Annotated in this window: 18 protein-coding genes; 8 read left to right on the top strand and 10 right to left on the bottom strand. The window is 39.9% G+C overall.

Translation table 11 applies throughout. The annotated features are described in order from the left end of the window. Positions 1-7 precede the first annotated feature (7 nt). Positions 8-814, bottom strand: a complete 807-nt coding sequence (locus LKF16_RS09900; RefSeq protein WP_291471010.1) for an SDR family NAD(P)-dependent oxidoreductase — start codon at positions 812-814, stop codon at positions 8-10. 201 nt (positions 815-1,015) lie between these two features. Between LKF16_RS09900 and LKF16_RS09895 the strand changes: the two genes are divergently transcribed. The 3 genes from LKF16_RS09895 to LKF16_RS09885 all read left to right on the top strand — a co-directional run bounded on the left by LKF16_RS09895 (position 1,016) and on the right by LKF16_RS09885 (position 4,278). Next, positions 1,016-1,453: a MerR family transcriptional regulator gene (locus tag LKF16_RS09895; RefSeq protein ID WP_291471008.1), complete on the top strand. Its 438-nt coding sequence runs from the start codon at positions 1,016-1,018 to the stop codon at positions 1,451-1,453. A gap of 278 nt (positions 1,454-1,731) precedes the next feature. Next, positions 1,732-3,255, top strand: a complete 1,524-nt coding sequence (locus LKF16_RS09890) for a glucosaminidase domain-containing protein (RefSeq protein WP_291471006.1) — start codon at positions 1,732-1,734, stop codon at positions 3,253-3,255. A 114-nt stretch (positions 3,256-3,369) separates the two neighbouring features. Further along, on the top strand, positions 3,370-4,278 hold the full coding sequence (locus LKF16_RS09885) for a Gfo/Idh/MocA family protein (RefSeq protein WP_291471004.1): 909 nt from the start codon (positions 3,370-3,372) through the stop codon (positions 4,276-4,278). Between the two features lie 363 nt (positions 4,279-4,641). Here the strand turns inward: LKF16_RS09885 and LKF16_RS09880 are convergent, their stop codons facing one another. Beyond that, positions 4,642-5,427, bottom strand: coding sequence for a glucose-1-dehydrogenase (locus LKF16_RS09880; RefSeq protein ID WP_291471002.1), 786 nt, complete (start codon positions 5,425-5,427; stop codon positions 4,642-4,644). 305 nt (positions 5,428-5,732) lie between these two features. After that, positions 5,733-6,593, bottom strand: coding sequence for an aldo/keto reductase (locus tag LKF16_RS09875; protein WP_291471000.1), 861 nt, complete (start codon positions 6,591-6,593; stop codon positions 5,733-5,735). 190 nt (positions 6,594-6,783) lie between these two features. On the opposite strand from LKF16_RS09875, the gene LKF16_RS09870 reads away from it, so the two are divergent. Beyond that, a complete protein-coding gene (locus tag LKF16_RS09870; protein WP_291470998.1) occupies positions 6,784-8,625 on the top strand; it encodes an FAD-binding protein in 1,842 nt (613 codons plus the stop codon). A gap of 55 nt (positions 8,626-8,680) precedes the next feature. Here LKF16_RS09870 and LKF16_RS09865 read toward each other — a convergent pair whose 3' ends face one another. Then, the gene (locus LKF16_RS09865; RefSeq protein ID WP_291470996.1) at positions 8,681-9,013 is read right to left on the bottom strand and encodes a YbjQ family protein; all 333 of its coding nucleotides are present in this window, start codon (positions 9,011-9,013) and stop codon (positions 8,681-8,683) included. A gap of 174 nt (positions 9,014-9,187) precedes the next feature. On the opposite strand from LKF16_RS09865, the gene LKF16_RS09860 reads away from it, so the two are divergent. Both LKF16_RS09860 and LKF16_RS09855 read left to right on the top strand, forming a co-directional pair. Next, positions 9,188-9,931 (top strand): SDR family oxidoreductase, encoded by a 744-nt coding sequence (locus LKF16_RS09860; RefSeq protein ID WP_291470994.1) that lies wholly within the window; start codon positions 9,188-9,190, stop codon positions 9,929-9,931. 166 nt (positions 9,932-10,097) lie between these two features. Then, positions 10,098-11,744: a hypothetical protein gene (locus tag LKF16_RS09855; protein WP_291470992.1), complete on the top strand. Its 1,647-nt coding sequence runs from the start codon at positions 10,098-10,100 to the stop codon at positions 11,742-11,744. Positions 11,745-11,771: 27 nt separating this feature from the next. On the opposite strand, the gene LKF16_RS09850 is transcribed toward LKF16_RS09855, so the two are convergent. Beyond that, complete coding sequence (locus LKF16_RS09850) at positions 11,772-12,185, bottom strand: hypothetical protein (RefSeq protein WP_291470991.1); 414 nt, start codon at positions 12,183-12,185, stop codon at positions 11,772-11,774. A gap of 301 nt (positions 12,186-12,486) precedes the next feature. Here LKF16_RS09850 and cobT point away from each other — a divergent pair, with 301 nt between their 5' ends. Then, positions 12,487-13,524 carry a nicotinate-nucleotide--dimethylbenzimidazole phosphoribosyltransferase gene (gene cobT, locus LKF16_RS09845; protein ID WP_291470989.1) on the top strand — a complete coding sequence of 346 codons (1,038 nt, stop codon included), beginning with the start codon at positions 12,487-12,489 and terminating at the stop codon, positions 13,522-13,524. A gap of 27 nt (positions 13,525-13,551) precedes the next feature. On the opposite strand, the gene LKF16_RS09840 is transcribed toward cobT, so the two are convergent. Next, a complete protein-coding gene (locus LKF16_RS09840; RefSeq protein ID WP_291470987.1) occupies positions 13,552-14,103 on the bottom strand; it encodes a TetR/AcrR family transcriptional regulator in 552 nt (183 codons plus the stop codon). Between the two features lie 187 nt (positions 14,104-14,290). On the opposite strand from LKF16_RS09840, the gene LKF16_RS09835 reads away from it, so the two are divergent. Continuing rightward, a complete protein-coding gene (locus tag LKF16_RS09835) occupies positions 14,291-16,621 on the top strand; it encodes an ABC transporter ATP-binding protein/permease (protein ID WP_291470986.1) in 2,331 nt (776 codons plus the stop codon). Positions 16,622-16,665: 44 nt separating this feature from the next. On the opposite strand, the gene icd is transcribed toward LKF16_RS09835, so the two are convergent. From icd to LKF16_RS09815, 4 genes are all read right to left on the bottom strand, one after another. Further along, the gene (gene icd / locus LKF16_RS09830) at positions 16,666-17,937 is read right to left on the bottom strand and encodes an NADP-dependent isocitrate dehydrogenase (protein WP_291470984.1); all 1,272 of its coding nucleotides are present in this window, start codon (positions 17,935-17,937) and stop codon (positions 16,666-16,668) included. Further along, on the bottom strand, positions 17,937-19,046 hold the full coding sequence (locus tag LKF16_RS09825; protein ID WP_291470982.1) for a citrate/2-methylcitrate synthase: 1,110 nt from the start codon (positions 19,044-19,046) through the stop codon (positions 17,937-17,939). Before LKF16_RS09825 ends, icd begins: the two co-directional genes overlap by 1 nt. Positions 19,047-19,091: 45 nt before the next feature. Beyond that, positions 19,092-21,704, bottom strand: a complete 2,613-nt coding sequence (gene acnA, locus LKF16_RS09820) for an aconitate hydratase AcnA (protein WP_291470980.1) — start codon at positions 21,702-21,704, stop codon at positions 19,092-19,094. Positions 21,705-21,848: 144 nt separating this feature from the next. After that, complete coding sequence (locus tag LKF16_RS09815) at positions 21,849-22,853, bottom strand: NAD-dependent epimerase/dehydratase family protein (protein WP_291470978.1); 1,005 nt, start codon at positions 22,851-22,853, stop codon at positions 21,849-21,851. Positions 22,854-22,937: the final 84 nt, after the last annotated feature.

Here is a 22,937-nt window from a genome sequence, read left to right as displayed (position 1 = left end):
GTTTTTTTTAGACTAATTTTGAAATAATGAACTTATAGAGATTAGGCATTGATCTAGCAGCGATAACCATTGCATGATCACTGGCTGAATTAAAGTAGCGACGTTTTGGCTTTTTGTCAGTAGCTGCTTTATAGAAAACCTTTGCCAAATCTTCAGCAGTAGCGGTGAATCCCATTTGTCCAAAAAGCTTGTCTACCTTATCAACAAGTGGTTCGTAAGGTGAATCTTCCTTCAAATTTTTACGAGCATTGTCTAGGGCAACCGTTGCCCATTCAGTGTCTGTCCCGCCAGGTTGAACTACAGTAGAACGAATGCCGAATTTTTTAACTTCTAAGTCTAGCACATCGCTCCACATATCAACGCCAGCCTTGGTTGCATGATACCAACCACCTAATGGAGTATAAACATCCCCACCGATTGATGAAATATTAACGATCCGTCCAGAATGTTGACGACGCATAGTTGGCAACACCAATTGAGTGATTTGGTCAGCACCGAACAAATTAACCTCGAATTGCTTCTTAGCATTTTCAACTGGAATTTCCTCGAGCGGACCATATTCGCCGTAACCTGCGTTGTTAATTAAGACGTCAATTTGACCTTCTTCTTTGACCACATGGTCAACCAAAGCTCGCATGGAAATTTTATCGGTCATATCCAGCTCTTGTGCATGAATTCCTTGTTCGATCAAATCCTGCATTCGATCTAGCCGACGAGCACCACCATATACTTCAAATCCATTTTGTTTAAATAGGAGTGCAGCTGCGTGGCCCATTCCTGATGAGATTCCGGTAATAATAGCAACTTTTGTCATGTTTTTTCCTCCATAATGTGGAACAACCTAGTAATCGTCTAGACTGCTGTATTCAATTTGAGCTCAGAATAAACTAACATCTACCAGAAAACAACCTTTTTATTAATTATACGGGTTTTAAATTATTGATTTATCTATAAATCGGTGTAAAATGGATGTCACTTTAGAGTTACTATAACCCCATAGAAAGAAGGAATTCTCTTGGCAAATTATACTGTTCAACAAGTTGCTAAAAAGATGGGTTTAACTAGTTATACCGTTCGTTACTACCATGACCATGGCTTACTGCCATTCGTAAAACGCGATAAAAATAACAACCGTGTCTTCGACGATGTCGACCTTGAATGGTTGAAAATGATCACCTGCCTTCGTTCGACCGGAATGCCACTTGATCAAATCAAACACTACTTTGATTTAGTAATTGATGGCGAAGAAACTGTTCCTGAACGCTATCAAATCATGCTTGACCAACAAAAGAAAACACTTGATGAAATCCAGGAATTACAACAGCATCTAAATACGATCAACTTTAAGGTCGATCACTATGCTGACATCATGAAAAGCCATGAGCCTGATTCTTTCGAGCCATCAAATATTCGTGAAAAAGAAGCTAATAAAGCAAAAGTTGATAGCAAATAATTTAAATACGATAAGTCACTTCCAATTAGGAGGTGGCTTATTTTTTGTGAACTCGACCTATTTAATCAGTGTTTGGATGCTTCTATGTAGGGATTCAAGACATGATATTCACCTTTTCACAAATAGCTTCATACATTTATTTATAAGTATATTTTTATAACATCCATAATAAATTACAACCATGTAAACAACTCTTTACAATACATCGGATTCTCTTGAAGCCCACTTTAAATTTTTATACTCTATACGAGCACGTAAAACGCAGGAGGAAATTTTTAATGCGAAAGAAACTATTATTCACAAGTGTTGCAATTTTAAATACAATGGCTTCAGTTGCCGTACCTACAGTGGTATCCGCTGCAACAGCCGATGCAAACACAGACACAAATACAACTGAGCAAGCAGTCAAAGCTCAACAAGATACTCAAGCAACTAACGAAAATACTCAAGAATCAGCAGCACCAGAAATTTCAGCAGACAACGAAAATGTTGAAATGACAGCAAATAATAATGAACAAAAAGCCGAAATTCTTAAAGGCTCAAAGTCAGATACACCAGATTCAAACATCGCTCATTCGACAGACATCTCTGATCTAGGCGACGACCAAGCAATGCCTGCACCAATGTCAAGAATGGCACCTAGTGCCTTCATCAATTTAGCCGGACCAATGGCTCAAAGATCAGCTAACAGATACGGCGTTTATGCATCAGTTATGATGGCTCAAGCTATTATCGAATCAGGTTGGGGTGGCTCAACTCTTTCAATGGCACCAAACTACAACTTGTTTGGTATCAAAGGTAGCTACAATGGTCAATCTGTTTATATGAAGACTGCTGAATACAGTCCTAGCTATGGCTGGTACTATATCAATGCCGCTTTCCGTAAGTACCCTAGTTATGAACAATCATTTGATGACAACGGTGCTTTGCTTCGTTACAACATGGGTAGCTTCTATCGTGGTACTTGGAAAGAAAATACACGTTCATACCGGGATGCTACTGCCTGGCTTCAAGGACGTTATGCTACAGCACCTAACTATGCAGCCGTCTTGAACAATACAATCGCAACTTACAACTTAACTAGATTTGATTCTGCTCCACAAGGTGGAAATACTAACGCTGCTGCCGAAGCTCCATTAAACGGTACTTTTTACGATATGAGCGATATCGCTACGATCTCAAACGAAAAGGGAGCTCAACTTTTTGAACAAGCTAACCCTGACCGTCCTGTTCGTGGCATGCTTTCAAAAGGCACTGACTGGGAAATCACTGGTAAATGTATCACTAAGAATGGTGAAGTTTATTACCGAGTTTCCGCTAACGAATATATCAAGGCCTCTGATGTCTCTGTTAAGTCAGACTCACTGACATTAAATGGTACTTGGTCCCCAGTCGACGATATTGGTACGATCACAAATGCGACTGGTGCTAAGGTTTATCTACAAGCTGATCCTAATCACCAATCAAGACGTACATTAAAAACTAACTCTGATTGGAAGATCATTGGTAAGTCAGTTGCCGAAAACGGTCAAACTTACTACCAAGTTTCAGCCAAAGAATTTATCAAAGCTGAAGACGTTCGTCTAAAATCAGTTACTAAAGTTATCACTGCTCAAAATCCAGATGGTGACGTTGTTCCGCTACTTAAATTTAAAGACAACGGCAAAGCTGAAACAGCAAATCGTGGATTAGCTAACGGTACTGACTGGCTAACTGACGAAACTAGAGAATTCAATGGTCACAACTATTACCGCGTTTCTACAAACGAATGGGTATTAGACAGCCACGCTAAAGTTAAATAATCAATTAATGGGCAAAGCAATTTGCCTATTTTTTATGCATAATTTTGGTTAATCAAAGTTATTTGTATTATCATTTCAGTAACGTTTAAATATGTAAACATCGAGAGGATCACTATGGAAAAAATTGGCGTAATCGGATTAGGCAATATTGCACAAAAGGCTTATTTACCTGTAATGGCACGTCTTCAGGATAAATTTGAGTGGCATTTAACCACACGTAATCCTGAAAAGGGTGCTGAATTGACTCAAAAATATGGTTTTTCGCATCACCATCAAACACTTGACGAACTAATTGCTGAGCATCCCCTAGCCGTTTTTGTCCATACTCCAACAAAGACTCATGCCAAGATCATCGAACAGTTGTTAGACGCTGGTATTAATGTGTTTGTCGACAAACCCGTTTCTGACGACCTGGATGAAGTCATCCACTTATATGACTTAGCTAAATCAAAGGGATTAATGCTGACTTGTGGATTTAATCGCCGCTTTGCCCCTTTTAACGACGACTTAAAGGATTTAACCGATAAGCGTACGATCACAGTTGAAAAGACTCGGACCAAAGTTTTACAGAAGCCAAAAGATGCCATTTTTGATTTAGCAATTCACTCAGTCGATACCGCTTTGTACTTGCTAGACGATCAGAAAATCGACTCAACTCAGACACGAATCGTTACAGATTCTGAAGGAAATTTAGCCCAGTACTATTTAACGATTGATGCTGAAAACACTCGGATTAACGTCACTACTAATATGGAGAGTGGCGTCAATCTTGAAAAAAGCACTGTTCAATCTACAACAGAGCGTGCCAGTGTGATTAATTTGAACCTATTAGAAAAATATCAAAGCGATTCGATCCAACAATTCCATCGTCCAGATTGGGAAGATACCTTGTATACAAGAGGATTTGAACCAATGATCATGGCATTTTTATCAGCTGTGACCGGGAAGACCGAGAACCCAATCTCACCTGAGTCAGCGATATTGTCGCATCGGATTTGTACGGAATCATTGAAAGATATCTAAAATAAGCCATCATGATCTCGGTCATGATGGCTTATTTTTTTATTCAGGTACTGTTCATATTTACCATTATCGTTAGATGTGCTACTTCGTGAATGTTTTTGTGAAGGATTGGAAACACGCTAACCTTCACTGTTTTGATACAAAAGTATTGGATTACTGTTCTTCGTGCTTTGAGCTTTTCTCACTTAGCTCCATCACTATCGTTAGCTTCGCTACTTCGTGATTACGCTTGTTAAGGATTGGAAACGCGCACTTTGTCATTGATTCCTACTGTAGAAGGGCATAATTGCTGCGATGGCTTTGCCATCTCCACAATTATGCCCTTCTACTCCGGAATCAGTTCATGACAAAGTACGCTCTGATTTAGCCTTCCCCATCTTTAAATGCTGGGTATAGTGTCATTCCTCCGTCTATGAATAATGTTATTCCGGTTACGTAGCTGGATTCGTCTGATGCTAGCCAGGCTGCTCCTGCTGCTACTTCTTCTGGTGTTCCGATTCTGTCCATTGGGATCATTGAGACTGTCTTGTCGTATTGTTTCTTATCGGCAAATTTTTCAGCGTTGATTGGTGTGTTGATTGCTCCTGGTCCGATGGCATTTACTCTGACATTTTGGTTCGCATATTCCATAGCGATTGTCTTCGTAAATAGTTTTACTCCGCCTTTAGCTGCTGCATAACTAGCAAATGTTGGCCAAGGAATTTGTTCGTGGACTGAAGACATATTGATGATATTGCCCTTCTTGTCGTTAGATACAAAGTAATCCAAAGCTGTCTTTGATCCTAAAAAGACGCCTCGTTGGTCAACTGCAATTACTTTGTCCCAATCTTCCAAAGAAACCTTGTGAGTTGGAGACTTGATTTCCATTCCGGCATTGTTGACCCACACATCTAGTCCACCAAATTCATGAATAGCTGTGTCCAACAACTTTTTGTTTCCTTCTTCAGTACTGATATCAGCTTGCACAATGGCTGCACGTCCACCTTCATCTTCAACGACCTTGGCAGCCTTTTGAGCACCTACCTCATCAGTATGATAATTGATTACGACCGACATATGTTCGCCGCCAAAACGCTTAGCGATAGCATTGCCGATTCCTTTCGATCCGCCAGTTACGACGGCAACTTTTCCATTCAAATCTGAGTACATAATGTTACCTCATTTCTCATGAATTTCTTAATACACGTCCATTACATTCCTTGATTATTCAATTGTCAATCAAATACAATTCCTTACCCAATTGCCTGAAAAAAATAAGATCAGAAAACTGACCTTATTTCAGAAATAAACTTGATTGTAATGGAATTTTGTTTTTGACGCTCTCTTGATCTGAAATGAGCTTTCAAAAACAGACTCTTCCGCTTGCCACGGATATAACTGATTGCACAATCCGCAATAAGTCATATCCTGAGCAATGCTCAGAGTCTACCCGTTTTTGACGCTCTCTTGATCTTTTACTCTTGTCTTCCATGGTGATACATATCGACTGCTGTATCTTTTAGACTGTTCAATTTTTCCATATCTTCAGCTGAGATTTCAAAATCTAACTTGGCATTGTCTAAGATATGAGCTTTTTGAGTTGCCTTTGGTAGTGGTAAAGCACCGTTTTGGACAACAAACTCAATAGCTAATTGGGCAACACTGGCATCATATTTTTCTGCGATTCTTTCAACTGTTGGGTTACTCAACATTCTACCTGTTGCCAATGGTGAGTAAGCTTCAATCAAAATGTCCTTGTCTGTAGCAAACTTAGTGATCTTAGGTTCTGTGTAACCGACATAATATTGAATTTGATCAACTGCAGGCGTTACTTTGGCAGTTGATAGCAAGCTTTCTAGATCATGAACATTAAAGTTTGAAACACCAATCGACTTAACTTTTCCAGATGCCTGAATCTCTTCAAGTGCCTTCCAAATTTCTTGGTTAGCCTTATCATATTTTTCAATATTTTCAGACTTGCCCATTTCTGCCCATGGGAATGGTGCGTGGACTAAGTACAAGTCTAGGTAATCGATGTCCAAATTGTTGAAGGTTTCTTCAAAATCTTTTTTAGCGCCTTCATATGTCTTAGTTTCGCCAGGTAATTTTGACGTAACGTAAATTTGGTCACGAGGAATTCCTGAATCACGAACCGCTTGACCAACTTCTTTTTCATTGCCATAAGCTAAAGCTGTATCGATGTGACGATATCCGGCTTGAAGTGCATCCAAAACTGATTGGCGTGTCTTTTCAGCTGGCATTTGCCATGTACCGAAAGCTACCTTAGGAATCTTAATACCGTTATTTAAAGTATAGGTTTCATCTAATTTTGTCATTTATTAACCTTCTCTCGTTATTTCAAGGATTAATTTATACCTTCGACCACACTCTAACGCAACCATTTATTTTAAAAAATTTTGAAGATATTTGTTTATCGAATCTTTAATTTTTATCAACAAAGAGTAAAATTATCAATGTAAAGGTTTTCACAAACTTAGGTTTTTTAAAAATTAGGAGGAATTATTCATGGTTAGTCAACATAATATTGCACGCTGGGACGCAACTTATGACGTTGTAGTTCTCGGTTTCGGTGGTGCCGGTGCAACTGCTGCACGTTTCGCTGCCGACGATGGAGCAAAGGTATTGCTCGTTGATTCAGCACCAGAGGGACATGAAGGTGGAAACACGCGTTATGCCGCTCAATTGATCAATACTGGTAAAGATTTCGACGAGGAAAAGAAGTATTACAAACACCTGACTGGCCCTATGGACCTCGATGAAGATATGATCGACACTTATGTAGAAGGTATGGTCGACATGCCTAACTACATGAAAAAATATTTAGGCGTGGACGAACCAACTAGTGGTAAAGAACTGTTTGGCGACAGCCCAATTTATAAGCCTGTACTTTGGGAGTATCCAGAATATGATGGTGGGCAAACTAACGACGTCTTAATGATGCACAAAGGTATTTGGGACGCTGCATTGTGGAAGAATCTTCGTCAACAAGTCATGGACCGTTCAGACAAAATCGACGTTTGGTTCAAGTCACCTGCTAAGCATTTGATTCAAGATCCAATCACTCAAGAGATCATTGGTGTTCAAATCGAACGTGAACACGTGATCAGAAACATCCGTGCCAAAAATGGTGTGGTTATGACTATGGGTGGATTTGAAAATAACAAACAAATGATGCAAGACTACACTGGTGCCTACAAGGCTGCCCCACTTGGTTCAATTTACAATAAGGGTGACGGTATCCACATGGCCGAAGAAGTCGGAGCTGACATGTGGCACATGCGTAACTATGAAGCACTAGGCATGTTGCATGGTCTCGCATTCGATGTTCCAGAAGGAGAACGTGCTCAATTGATTTTGGACTTCCCTGAAGTCTTTACTGGAAGTATTATCACTGTTGGTGATGATGGTTCACGTTACTTCAATGAAAGTGAAAATAATCGTCACGGCCACATTTTCCAAAACGGCCACTGGAACGTTCCCGAAACTAACGTTCATCCTTATTTGATTTTTGATCAAGCACAATATGATGCCATCAAGAATAAAGAAGAATTACCTTACAAAGACTTTTTCAAAGTCCTAACTAAGGCTGATTCAATCAAAGATTTAGCTAAAGCAATCGATGTTGACCCTAAGACTTTGAACAAGACTGTCAAAGATTTCAACAAGTTTGCTAAAGATGGCGAAGACTATGCCTTTGGCCGTGATCCTAAGACTATGAGTCCACTCGAAAATGGACCATTCTACGCTGCACCACTTACACATGACGTCTTGAATACTCAAGGTGGAGCTCGTCGTAATACTCACTGTGAGGTCTTGGACCCTAATGGCGATTTGATCCCACACCTATACAGTGCTGGTGAATTCGGTGGTATCAACGCTAATGAATATCAAGGTGGACAAAACTTAGCAGAATGCTTGATTTTCGGTAAGATTGCTGGTGAAAATGCTGCTGTTCCAAAGGCAACTTCACAACTATCAACTCCATTAGAACAAACATCTGTCCCAGTTGAAGCTGCTCCTACAAGTAATCTTGGTAGCGACAATGCCGATTCTGACAAAGAATTTACAACTGCCGACAACCAATATCTTGGAAAAAGCAATTCCGGTATGGGTGGCGAAGTCGTCGTTCGTGTAACCGTTGATGACAATCAAAACATCAAGAATGTTGAGATCTTGCAACAAAGCGAAAGTGACGATGTAGCTTCTGATGCCTTAGCAGAACTTCCAAAACGAATCGTTGAAAAAAACACTTATGACGTTGATTCAGTTTCTGGTGCTTCTGCTTCAAGTCGTGCTATTAAAGACGCCGTTAAAGACGCAATGACAAAAGTTGGACAACCTGCATAATAGCTTTAAAAAGAAAACTGGTACTCATCTTTTAAACAGATAAGTACCAGTTTTTTTATTTTAACGGTTCTATTACAACAGCGGTGCCATTGGCGGCAACCGTGATAATCATGATTTCCGAATTAATAAACTGTCCATATTGAACTTTCAAGCCGACGATTGCATTAGCACCCATCTTCTCTGCTTTTTCCTCGAGTCCCTTGACTACAGCTTCTCGTCCCTTGCGATATTCATCGGTATAGGATGAGGAATGTCCGCCAAATATACTACCTAACCCACTAAGCGTGTCAGTTACAATATCAACTGAAAAAACTTGTTCATTCAGGACTGCACCCTTAGCTTCGGTTATTTCCATATTTGGAATTCGATCCATCGTATAGATTTTCATTTGAGGAACCTCCGATCAATCTTTGATTACCCCAAGTATACAAATAATCATTTACGAGTGTTGAATTATTTTCTAAAAATTATATTGGTAATAGATTTGCATCTAATAAAATCAAATCAAAATAGTGTTATTCTGACCATATAATTTTTATACTGTGTTTGAAGGAGGTCAATTATGACTGAAGATAAAAAAGTTATTGTCATCACTGGAGCATCCAGTGGTATTGGTGAAAATACTGCCAAACTTTTAGCTAGTCAAGGCAACGAATTGGTCCTTGGCGCAAGACGTGAGAATCGCTTAAAAGAAATCGTTAAAGATATCGAAGACGCAGGTGGTTCGGCCATTTATCAAGTCACTGACGTGACTGTTTTAACTGACGTTCAACAATTAGCCGATGCTGCAATTGAAAAATATGGTCGGATCGATGTTTGGATGAATAACGCCGGTCTCATGCCACGTTCTGAATTGATCAAGGGACGTGTCGATGAATGGGACAAGATGATCGATGTTAATATCAAAGGTACTTTATATGGTATCGATGCTGTCTTGCCAATGATGCGTAAGCAAAAGTTCGGACAGATCATCAACATTGCTTCCGTTGCTGGACATGCCGTCAGCATTGGCTCCAGTGTTTATTCAGCAACCAAATTTGCTGTCCGTGCCATCAGCGAAGGACTTCGTAAAGAAGAAGCTGCTGCAAAAAGCAATATTCGTATCACGGTTATTTCTCCAGGAGCAATCGCAACTGAATTGACCGACCACGTTAAAGATCCCGAAACAAAAGCAAATCTAGATAAATTCTATGCTGACTATGCAGTCAGTGCGGACCGCGTCGCCAGTGCAATCGCCTATGCAATCGATGCACCAGCTGACACTGCCATGAATGAGATTGTCATTCGTCCAACTAGCCAACAATAATCTAATTGCTGAAGATGCCTGCGGGTATCTTTTTTTTGCACTTTTATGGCTTATTGTCCAAATTTTGATTTTGTCGCCAAAAGTCCCCTTAAATCAGTTAAGATGTGATATATATGTTGATTATTTTTTAAAACAAATCAATTAATACAAAACGCTAGGATATAACATGCATAATCTAACAAAAAAATTACACCAACGAAAATATCTCTATACTTTATTTCTGATCATCAGTATTCTGATAGTCCTATTCGTTAACTTACGTCCTGGATTCGTCTTTGCGACTGGCGATTACCGTTATCACATCAATCGGATTGAAGCTTTAGCAACAGCTATTCAGCACTTTAACTTTTTACCAAAAGTTGATGAATTTTTCAGTGGCGGCTTGGGCTACGCTTCTAGTCTCTTCTATCCGGATCTATTCCTATATCCCGCAGCAATTCTCAGAGTTCTCGGCGTGCCGATAGTTGTAACTTATTTGCTGACGCAAGTTGGGATCAACTTTTTAACACTAACTGTGACTTTCTTAGCCGGAAAAAGATTGCACTTCTCAACCAAAAATAATCTGATTTTTACTTTCGTCTATGTTCTCAGTTCATATCGATTGCAAGTTCTCTACAGCAGACACGACATTGGCGAGCTGATGGGCATGATTTTCTTCCCGCTCGTACTGTCAGAATTGATCAATTTGAAAAAAGGCAATACTAAAGAATGGTACGTCTTGACCTTTGCCATGGTCGGCATTGGTCTGTCGCACATTATTTCATTATTCATGATGGTGTGTTTTGCAGCCATGTACGTGATTTTAAATCTTAAATATTTCTGGGATAAAGACCGAATTATGGCCATTGTCAAAGCTGCCATAGTTTCGATTGGACTAGTATTTGGATTTTATGCGCCAATTCTAGAACAAATGGCAGATCAGCAATTTACTCTAAAGACTGACCCGTTGATTTTCATCTATCAACAGACACAATCCTTTACTGATTTAGTCTCCCACTCATTCTCAAACCAAGTCTTCCACGCAAGTACTGTAAATGTTGGTTTCGTTGTTTTTGTAGGGTTAGTTGTCTATTCGATTTACAACCTTATAAAGCGAAAAAATATTAGTTTAACGCTGATTGCTTTGTTCATGTTCATTAGCTGTTCCGATTGGTTCCCATGGTATCAACTTCGTGACACTTTATTTTCGGCCTTCCAATTTCCTTGGAGATTCTTCTCAGTCATTTCACTGATCGTCGCCTACTTCATTGCCAACGATGACTTGCACATCTTCGACATCAAATACACGACGCCAGTCTTATTGATTGGCATGCTGATTCTCAGTTTTGCTCTTGGTCAATTCACGGTTCAGGCATCCCCTTGGCGGATCAATTCATACCAGTCTTATAACCAGATCAGTAGTTATTTGATTGGTGCTGGTCACGAATATTTACCTAGCGAAGTCAATTATGATGATGTCAAAGAAAATAAAGCTCGAACTCTCGACTATGATTCCAAGCAAATAAAAATTAGCAATCAAAAGATTACTAAGAATATCATCAAATTCAAGTTCGACGCGAAAAATAAATCGAAAGTAGTCTTGCCATTGTTCTATTACAAAGGCTATCAAGCTAACGTTTCTGGAGATGGTCATTCCACTGTCCCAGCCTTGAATAAACAAAATGGATACGCTCAGATCAAACTATCCGGTTCCGGTACCGTTGTTGTGCAATATCATTACACAACAATTCAAAAAATTGGGCTTGCTGTTTCCCTTGCAACAGCTGGTTATTGTGGATATTTGATTTGGCGAAGACGTCAATCGATCGATTAGTAAAAAGAGCTTAGATACCCCCCGTATCTAAGCTCTTTTGTGTGTATACATGAATAATCTGTTTGCCAGTTGAAAATGTTTCTTGTTCATATTCTTGATGGCAGTTTGGTCCGCAACTGACAACTGCGACAAAACAAAGTTGTATTCTGTTGTTGAAATCTTTGACTGCAGGCGTAAATGGTCTTGATAATTTAAATGGTAAACGACTGTTTTGAACTCGTCATCAGTTAATAAACTTTTGACGTACCAATAGCAATAGCCATTCCAGACCATGATTTTTGCCAAAAAATAATTCTTCATAATCTTGTACAAACAATATGCATATACCGCGATCAACGCGATTTGCACGATCGGCGGCACCCCTAAAACATAAACTATTACGACAGCTGGTAAAAAAATCGTTGCGACAATCGTCATTAGATTGCCAACGGATTTGATCATAATAGTATCCCCCTTACTATTTTCTGACATCAGAATAACAGCTCAATCAGGTGGTGTATACCATAGAAAATGCTCTCATACGCATAAAAAATTATTACAAACGTTATTGTTATTTATAATTATTTAAAAATTAATTACAGTAAAACAAACCAAATTCTAAATCTATTTTTTGCAGAAAATCACTCATTTTCAATCATATATCTTATTCAATCACTATCTTGCCACATGTTGTTCCAAAGAGAATTTTGGGTGTTTTCTGACATATACTAGTAAGCATTAAAGCGCTTTCGAAAGGATTCTTATGATACCGATCTCACCTGCCACTATTTCTCATCAAGCTGAACTGGATATGCAAACAAAGTTAGATAAACTCGCTAAACCGATTGCTGGCTTAGGAAATTTGGAATCCTTAGCCGTCAAACTGGCCGGAATTCAACAAACTATCGACATAAAAGTAAGTAAACGATGCTGTCTACTTTTTTCGGCCGATCACGGTGTGGTTGAAGAAGAAGTTTCCGCAACTCCTAAGCAAGTCACAGCATTGCAGTCCATCAATTCAGTCGACCGGACGACTACCATTGGCGTTCTAACCAAATTGTTCAACTGCGATTTAAAGGTGACCGACGTTGGCGTTGATTACGACTTCAATGATCCACGTATTATCGACCGAAAAATTGCCTACGGAACAAAGAATATGGTCCATGAATCTGCCATGACTAGACAGCAAGCTGAGCTTTCGATCAAAATCGGCATGGAGATTGCTGAGCAAGCAATTGAGGAAGGAAACGATGTTCTTTTGATCGGCGAATTGGGAATTGCTAATACGAGTTCAGCCAGTGCAATCATCGCAGCCGCTTTAGACGTTCCTGCTGAAAAAGTCGTCGGTCGTGGATCAAACATTTCTGATCAAAGATTGATCCACAAAACTGAAATAGTTCAAAAAGCTTTAGCTGATCGAAAACCCGCTAAAGATGACGCGCTAGATATTTTAAGCCAAGTCGGTGGATTTGAAATCGGAGCGATGGCTGGTGCTATCATTGCTGCTGCTAATGCTGGCGTTCCAATTATTCTAGACGGATTCTTGACCTACTCTTCCTGCATCTTAGCCCAGAAATTCATCCCTGATATTGGAAAGCATGTCATTGCATCTCATGCCTCGCACGAACTAGGAACTCAAATCGCCCTAAAGGCTTTGAATCTGGAAGCCAACTACAATTTGGATCTAGCAGTCGGCGAAGGTTCAGGTGCAGCTTTACTGTTGCCTTGGTTAGATGCAATCGACAATCTGTTAAAAAACATGACTACTTTGAAAAATTTGAATGTGCATTTTACAAAATAAGGACTCAACTCCAATGGAGTTGGGTTCTTATTTTATATCCTCAATATCAAACAACTCACGAACATCCTCAGCAAAGAACAATTTCCAAATAATCTGAGTTAATTCAGCTGGCGTTTCTTTCAAGCCACCTTTGACCCACTTGCGTAAAACGCCTTGCATACCAGTCATCACGTAGATTTCTGTATAAGGAGTCAAAATCAGTTGATGTTTAGGTGTTGGATGATTTTTATCGATTGCGTCATGTAATCTTTCTAATAGCTTAGTCTTACCTTCAACGAAGGCCAGATTGCTCAGAATCGGATTTTTATAAAATGCTTCAAGTAATGCTCGCAATCCCTCCATTGGAGTCATATTGTCTGGAATTTTCAGGTCATCGATAAATTCGCCCTCAATTTCATCAATGCAAGCATAAATATCATCGTAATATCTGTAAAAAGTCGACCGGTTAACATCGGCAATTTTACAGACATCAATCACGGTAATTGTCTCTGGCGAATTATCCTCTAAAAGTGATAGGACCGCTTCTTTAATAACTTTTTTAGTATACTGTGTCCGGCGATTATTTTTGATCCCGACCATTATTTTTGTTCCCCTTTTATACAACATATTTATCAAAAATGTCTCAATCACAACAGACTGTTTAAATGTGATGATTGCACAATTTCTTTAAAGCTCTAATATATACAACAAGGTGTTGCAACAATGAGAAGTTAATAGAGAAGAGTTTAACACCAACAAAATTTTTAAACTAGAGGTAATTTTCTGAATGCTTGAATTAAAACATATCAAAAAATACTATTACGTCGGCGACTCCGTTACCAAAGCACTAGATGACGTATCAGTATCTTTTCGAAAACAAGAATTCGTCGCGATCCTAGGACCTAGTGGTTCCGGAAAAACTACCATGCTTAATGGGATCGGTGGCTTAGATATTTATGATTCCGGCGATTTAGTCATCAAAGGAAAATCTACAAAAGACTTTACAGAAGCTGACTGGGACGCATATCGAAATAATTCAGTTGGTTTTATTTTCCAAAGCTACAACATTATCGGACACTTAAGTATCCTTGATAACGTTGAAATGGGAATGACTTTATCCGGTGTCGGAAACGATGAGAAGAAGCAAAAAGCAATTGCTGCTTTGGAACGTGTCGGCTTAGGTCCACACATCCACAAACGTCCTAACCAACTATCAGGTGGACAAATGCAGCGTGTGGCAATCGCTCGTGCCATCGCCAATGACCCAGAAATCCTTTTATGTGACGAACCAACTGGTGCCCTAGATACTGAGACTAGTGAAGAGATCATGAAATTGATCAAAGAACTGTCTGAAGAACGTCTAGTTATCATGGTTACTCACAACCCTACTTTGGCTAAAGAATATGCAGACCGGATCATCAACTTCGCTGACGGTAAGATTCAAAACGATTCTAATCCGTTCACAGAAGATGAAATCGAAGACCACTTTGAATTGAAAAAAACTAAGATGACCTTCTGGACTGCTTTGAAGCTATCATTTACTAACTTGAAAACTAAAAAAGCTCGGACTGCTTTAACAGCCTTTGCTTCCAGTATTGGTATCATCAGTATTGCTATTGTTTTAGCGCTGTCGTCAGGTTTTCAAAAGCAGATCGACAAGACGCAAAGCAATACCTTGGCTCAATTTCCGGTCACAATTTCTCAAACTGTGACAAAGCAATCAGCTCAAGCTACCAAAGAGAAAAAAGTTTCCAAATCTAAACAAGTTACTGCTAAATTAAGCGAGCAAGAAAAAGCTACGCATACTAACAAGATCACCTCCAACTATCAGAAGTACATCAAGAACATGGATCCAGATCTGGCTAAAAACGTGACTTACACTTATACAACCGGTATGAACTTACTCAGCAAAGAAAATGGCAAAGTCAAAACTGCTCAATTCTCAAATGCTGACACTTCATCTAGCAACAGTATGAGTGGCATGCAAGCAGCCATGGCATCATCGACTGGTGTTGGCGTGTCGGTATACCCATCATCAAATGACGGTGGAACTAGCTTTTTAAAGAAGCATTACTCGGTTCTATCAGGTTCAATGCCTAAGAATGAAAATGATATCGTCTTGATCGTTGACCGCGACAACTCGACTAACATCAACGCTTTGAAAAATATTGGCATCAACGTTAAAAATAATCAAAAGCTCGACTTCAACAAAATCGTTGGTACGCAGCTGAAAATCGTTAATAACAATGACTACTACAAATCAACAGGTTCAGGTACTTATGCACCAAATACCAACTTGTCTGAGCTTTACAACAACAATAACAACCGGACAGTTAAAATCTCCGGTATCCTCCGTGTTAAATCAAAATCTTCTGAAAATATCTTGTCTTCAGGAATCGCTTATAGCGACAAGCTGACTCAAGACGTCATTCAAGATAATAAGAATTCTGATATCGTTAAGGCTCAAAAAGACAGCGAAACTAATGTCTTAACTAACGCTTCAGTCGACAAAACTACTAAAGACAGTTTAGTTAGTTACCTTGGTGGCTCAACTAAACCGGCAAGTATTTTGATCTACCCTAATACTTTCAAGAACAAAGATAAGGTCTTGAGTTACCTTGATAAATATAACAAGGGTAAATCTAGCTCAGACAAAGTTATCTACACTGACTTAGCTGGTCAAGTTTCTAACTTAACTGGTGGTCTAATGGATGCTATCACTTACGTCCTAGTAGCCTTTGCCGGAATTTCTCTAGTCACAAGTATGATCATGATTGCAATCATCACTTACACATCCGTACTTGAAAGAACTAAAGAAATCGGTATCTTAAAGGCCTTAGGTGCCCGTAAAAAAGATATCACCAGAGTCTTCGATGCTGAAACCACTATCTTAGGTGTTTCATCTGGACTACTTGGTGTCATCATCGCCTGGCTGGCAACTTTCCCAATTAATATGCTATTGAAGAGTATGACCGACTTATCAAACGTCGCTCAATTAAATCCAGTCCACGCAATCATCTTGATCATCATCAGTACTGTCTTAACAGTGCTAGGTGGTCACATCCCTGCAAGAATGGCAGCTAAAAAAGATGCCGCAACCGCATTGCGTTCTGAGTAAAATTTACAAAAGAAAAAACTTCCAGAAAAAATTCTGGAAGTTTTTTAGTATCCTTCAATTGTTTTTGAAATAAAATTACCATACTCACTAGTGCTAAGTTCTTCTGAACCTGGTAACTGGCGAGCAAAGTCGAGCGTTACATGCTTACCCTTGATGGCTTCTGCGATAGCTTTTTGAATCAAATCAGCGACTTCATTCCAACCAATATAAGCGAACATCATCGCACCTGACAAGATCAACGAAGTTGGATTCAACTTATTTTGACCAGCAAATTGAGGTGCAGTACCGTGCGTTGCTTCAAAAATTGCTTGTCCAGTTTCGTAATTGATATTGCCACCAGGAGAAATCCCGATACCACCAACTTGAGCAGCTAAAGCGTCAGAGATGTAATCTCCATTCAAGTTCATAGTTACGACCACGTCAAAGTTTTCCGGGTGCAATAATGACTGCTGGAAGAAATTATCAGTGATCACATCGTTTACGATCAAACGACCAGAATACTCAGCAGCGGTCAGTGCATCGTCGGCCGCTTTTTTCCCCTTATCGGCTTTGATCTGGTCATAAGTATTCATTGAAAAAATCTTATCGCCATAAGTGGCGGCTTCTTCATAGCCCCACTGTTTAAAGCTGCCTTCGGTCTTCTTCATGATATTGCCCTTATGAACTAGCGTCACGTGCTGCAAGTTGTGATCAAAAGCATACTCGATCGCAGCGTGAATAATTCGTTTGGAACCTTCTTCAGACACGGGTTTGATGGCAAAGTTAGATGTCTTAGGAAAACGAACTTTATCTAGCTGACCGTTTTCGTCTAACAATTTCAACAAACCTTCGGCTTCCTTACTGCCGGAAACAAAGTCGATCCCCGCGTAGATATCCTCAGTATTTTCTCGGAATACATCAATATCGACACGTTCTGGATGCACCACTGGTGAAGGTGAACCATCGAAATATTTCACTGGACGATAGCAAGCATACAAGTCTAATTTTTGACGCAATGTTACGTTGATCGAACGGTGACCTTTACCGATTGGCGTCGTCAAAGGACCTTTGATAGCAACTAAGTTATCAATCAAAGTATCAACCGTTTCCTGTGGCAACCATTCGCCAGTCTTATCAAAAGCTGCTTCGCCGGCTAATAATTGTTTCCATTCAACTTTTTTCTTACCGTGATAAGCTTTTTGAACTGCACTGTCGAAGACATCTTTTGCAGCAGCCCAGATCTCTGGTCCAATCCCATCCCCTGCAATAAAGGGAATTATTGGGTTATCGGGAACTTGCAACTTACCATTTTGTTTAGTGATTTTTTCTGCAGCCACTAGAGTGCCTCCTTTACACAGGTATCTTCAATATAACTACGGTCAGTTGGTCCAACATAAACTGAATTCGGACGGATCAAAGTTTTTTCACGGCGTTGTTCCATGACGTGTGCAAGCCAGCCGGATGTACGACAAGCTGCAAATACCAAGGTGAACGTTTCTTTTTCAAGACCCAAACAGTGATAGATCAAAGCTGTGTAGTAATCAACGTTTGGATGCAATCCAGTCGTTTCTAACATGTAGTCAGCGATTTGTTGCTGAATATTATAAAGTCCCATATTGTCAGTCTGTTCAGCCAATCTTTCGGCAATACCCTTCAAAATATAAGCACGGGGGTCACCATGCTTATAGATTCGGTGTCCAAAGCCCATGATCTTACGACCGCGTGCAATCTCTGATTTAACGAAATCAATTGGGTCTTCATCGTTATCAACAATATCCATCAACATTTCAAAAACTCGTTCGTTGGCACCGCCGTGAAGTGGTCCCTTTAGGGCACAAACAGCAGCCGTCAAACATGAGTAATAATCTGAAAAAGTCGAAGCTACTACTCGAGCAGTAAATGTCGAAGCATTAAATTCATGGTCAGCATGCAAGATCATCACCGTGTTAAACATTTGCGAGAGTTCTGCGTCTGGCTTTTTACCAGTCATCATGTACAAGAAGTTATCGGCTACGCCAAGGTTAGGATCAACTTCGAGGAACGGTTCGTCGTCACGAATTCTGATAATGTCAGCAATCGCCGTCAACATTTTCGCCAAGATCTTTGGCGGTTCATCGTGGTCAACATCATTCGTCGTACCCAAAAGCGATGTCGTAGTCCGCAAAATACTCATTGGATGCTGCGGTTCCTTAGCGATGTATAGCAAAAGTCTAATTGTCTCAGCCGGCAACACCATTTTGCTTACCAAGTCTTTACGAAAATCGTCTAGTTCTTGCTTGCTAGGAAGTCGCGTCTTCCAGAGCAAGAAAGCAACTTCTTCGAAACTAGCGTGAGCTTTGGCCATTTCTTCGACCGAATAACCCGCGTAAGTCAGTTTTTCATTTTTGGTAGAACTGATGTTGGTTTCGTCAACAACAATCCCGGCTAGTCCTCTAGGATGATCCATCTCAAATACCTCCTTGTTAAAAATCTTTTTCTATAAAAATTTATTCTATGCGTTCAATTTATTATCGATCACCATTGGCAAAATTCCGTGTGCCTGATAGTATTCGCTGTCGATTGGTGCATCGAATCTGACTTTGACATCGAATTCTACCCGGTGATCTTCATCTTCTGCAATCACATGTGCCGTATTGTCATCACGTGTGATTGAGAATTTTTCATCTCCAGTTAAACCTAATTTTTCTGCGTTGTCACCTGGTAAGTACTGCAATGGCAAAACTCCCATCATGACTAAGTTAGAACGGTGGATACGTTCGAAGCTTTCAGCAATAACAGCTTTAACGCCTAATAGTTCAACGCCCTTAGCAGCCCAGTCACGAGAAGAACCCATGCCATAGTCCTTGCCGGCTAAGATCACCGTATCAACATGATGTTTCTGATAATCCATGGCTGCGTCATAAATTGTCGTCTCTTGACCGGTTAACCATGACTTAGTAAATCCGCCACGTTTGTCAGGTGTTAGTTGATTTTGCAAACGAACGTTGCCTAACGTTCCTCGCATCATGACTTCGTGATTGCCACGACGTGAACCGTATGAATTAAAGTCTTGTTGACTGACTCCATGAGCCAATAAATATTGACCTGCTGGAGAAGTTTTGCCAATAAATCCAGCTGGTGAAATGTGGTCAGTAGTAATTGAATCACCTAATTTTGCTAAAACTCGCATATCCTGCAAATCGCTGGTCTCAGTGTTTTCAAACAATGGTGGATCGGCAATATAAGTCGATTTTTCATCCCAAGGATACGTCGTTGATTTAGATGACTTCAACTCATTCCAAGTCTTATTTTGGTCAAAAATATTGGCGTAATTAGTTGAGAATAATTGTGGGCTCAAGTATTTATGGATAACTTCACTGACTTCAGTAGCATCAGGCCACAAGTCCTTGAAATAGACTGGTTGACCGTCTTGATCTTTGCCAAGTGGATCTTTAGTGATATCAATGTCAACTGTGCCTGCCAAAGCATAAGCCACTACTAATGGTGGCGAAGCTAAGAACGTGTCTTTCGTCAATGGATTGACCCGACCTTCGAAGTTACGGTTACCACTTTCAATGGCAGCGATTGGATAGTCTTTTTCAGCAAGCTTACTCTGCAGATTTTCTTTTAACTTACCGGAATTTCCGATACAAGTCGTGCAGCCATAACCTACGATATTAAATCCTAAGTTGTCTAAATATTTTTGCAGGTCAGAGATCTCTAAGTATTTCGTAACTACTCGAGAACCTGGGGCAAATGATGTTTTAACATATTTTGGAACTTGCAGACCCTTTTCGACCGCCTTCTTAGCCAATAATCCAGCCGCAATCAAGACTTCTGGATTAGAAGTGTTAGTACAGCTAGTAATGGCTGCGATACCTAAGTCTCCTGGACGAAGGTCAAAATCGGTTTTTTCAACATTTACTGGAAAATCTGGTAGTTCATCGTATTGTCTGAAATGGCTTGGCATATCCTTTAAGTAGATCAAATCTTGGGGACGTTTAGGACCAGCCAGGCTACTTTGAACTGTGCTTAAATCTAATTCCTCGTCTTCAGAATAATGTCTAACTGCATCGTCATTTTCGTCATAGAAGAAATGATTGGTCTTAGCATATTGTTTAACAAATTCGATTTGTTCAGCACTTCTGTCAGTCAACTTCAAATATGCCAAAGTTTGGTCGTCAATTGGGAAGAAACCACAAGTAGCACCATATTCGGGAGCCATATTAGCAATCGTTGCCCGATTAGCCAATGGCAAATCCTTTAATCCAGGTCCATAAAATTCAACGAACTTACCGACTACGTTGTGCTTTCTTAATAAGTTCGTGATCGTCAAAGCTAAGTCAGTCGCCGTTGCTGTTTCTGGCAACTTGCCAGTCAATTTCACGCCAACTACTTTTGGCATTGGGAAGTATGATTCTTCACCTAACATGCTGGCTTCAGCTTCAATGCCACCAACACCCCAGCCGAGAACTCCCAGGCCATTGATCATCGTCGTATGAGAATCCGTACCGACTAAAGTATCCGGAAAGGCAACCGTTTGGTCGTCAATTTTTTTCTGGCGGATAACTTGCGATAGATACTCCAAATTAACTTGGTGAATGATTCCTGTGTCTGGTGGAATGATCGTCAAGTTATCAAAGCTATTTTGGGCCCATTTTAAAAAGGTGTAACGTTCATGATTACGTTTAAATTCTTGCTTGACGTTAAAGTCGAACGCTTCGTCATTGGCTGCCATATCGACTTGAACCGAATGGTCAATGACTAAATGAACTGGTACATCGGGATTGATTTTTTCAGGATCGCCACCGCGTTTTTTAACTTCATCACGCATGGCTGCTAAGTCGACTAATGCGGGTACCCCGGTGAAATCTTGCAAGATAACACGTTCTGGCTTATAAGCTACATCTTCATCATGCTTATCGTCCCAGTCAATAAATGAATCTAAGAATTGTTTAATGGCTGGTTTTTCGGCACTGTGACGCAAAGTCAGCTCCAAAAGAACTCGGATAGAATACGGCATTTCAGCCACCTGCTGCTGATGCTCGGCTAGATATCCCGCAATATCGTAATAGGAATAATTTTTCCCATTAGCATGGAACTGTTTTTCGTAATTATTTTCCATATTCGCACCTCATTCTTATTTGATTAAATAATTTCTAATAAGTCTAACACCTTTTTAATTTTTTCGGTAGAGTGAAATCAAAATCTAGACTATTTTAAATATAAAAAAAGCCTAGTGCATCAGCACTAGACTAAGATTTAAAAATTATTCAACTAATCCTAAATTGATCAAAGCTTCACCAGCGTCGACAACTGTAGTCTCTGGAGCGGTTTGTTTCCAACCTAAATCAGTCTCGGCGGCCTTAGTAGTGTGTCTAGTCTTACGATCAAGCATTGGCACGACTGCTCTAAGACTTGGAACAAATTTTGCGACAAATTTGGTCAACCAGTTTGGTGCGACTCTTGCTTTGATTGCTAAATCTGGAAATGCATCCTGATAAATCTGAGCAATTTGGACCATTGTCAGTTCCTGAGATGCAGCTAAATAACGTTTGCCAATAGCTTGATCATTTTCAAATGCCAAACGATGAAGGTTTGCCAAATCACGGACGTCACTAATTTCCATTGGAACTCGTGGAAGCATTGGTTGTCCCTTCATAATTTGTTCCAACATTCCGTTCGAGCTGACTGTCTTACTGCTCATGGCTGGTCCAAAAATAGCACCAGGTAATATAGTCGTCAACTTTAAGTTATTCTTATTGGCATAATCCCAGGCAGCTTTTTCAGAAGCGACCTTTGAGATTCGATATGGATCCAAATCTGGATTCGTGATGTCTGTCCAGAAAGATTCATCCAACAAAGCAGTGCTGCCAGTTTTATCAGTCGAAGCTGCCTGCGATGACGTCATAACAACGCGATCGACGCCGGCTTCATGTGCTGCTTTTAAGATGTTTAAGGCACCGTTTTTAGCAACGTTGACTAGTTCGGCAACAGATTGAGTTCCGTTCCCCATAGGAGATGCAACATGAATCACTCCATCGCTACCCTTCATTGCATCGACCCAACCTTCAGGGCTAGTTAAATCCGCTTCAAAAAAACTTAAGTTAGCTAACTTGTCATCATCCACGTAATGACTCAGTTCCTCTTTGATCATGTCAGATTTCTTCATCGAACGTAAACTAGTTGAAACTGCGTATCCATTATCCAAGAATTCTTTGATCACCCAACTAGCTACAAATCCTGAACCACCCGTTACAATAACTTTTTTCATGATATTTCCTCTTTGTTTCATAATTTCTAGACAAATAATACAACCAATTGTCTAATTTGTAAATATGTATTATAATATTTTTGG

Origin of the sequence: Companilactobacillus sp., from assembly GCF_022484265.1 — a bacterium.
Taxonomy (GTDB): Bacteria; Bacillota; Bacilli; order Lactobacillales; family Lactobacillaceae; genus Companilactobacillus.
The sequence above is the reverse complement of the archived record's forward strand: the minus strand, read 5'-3'. Positions and strand labels throughout refer to the sequence as shown.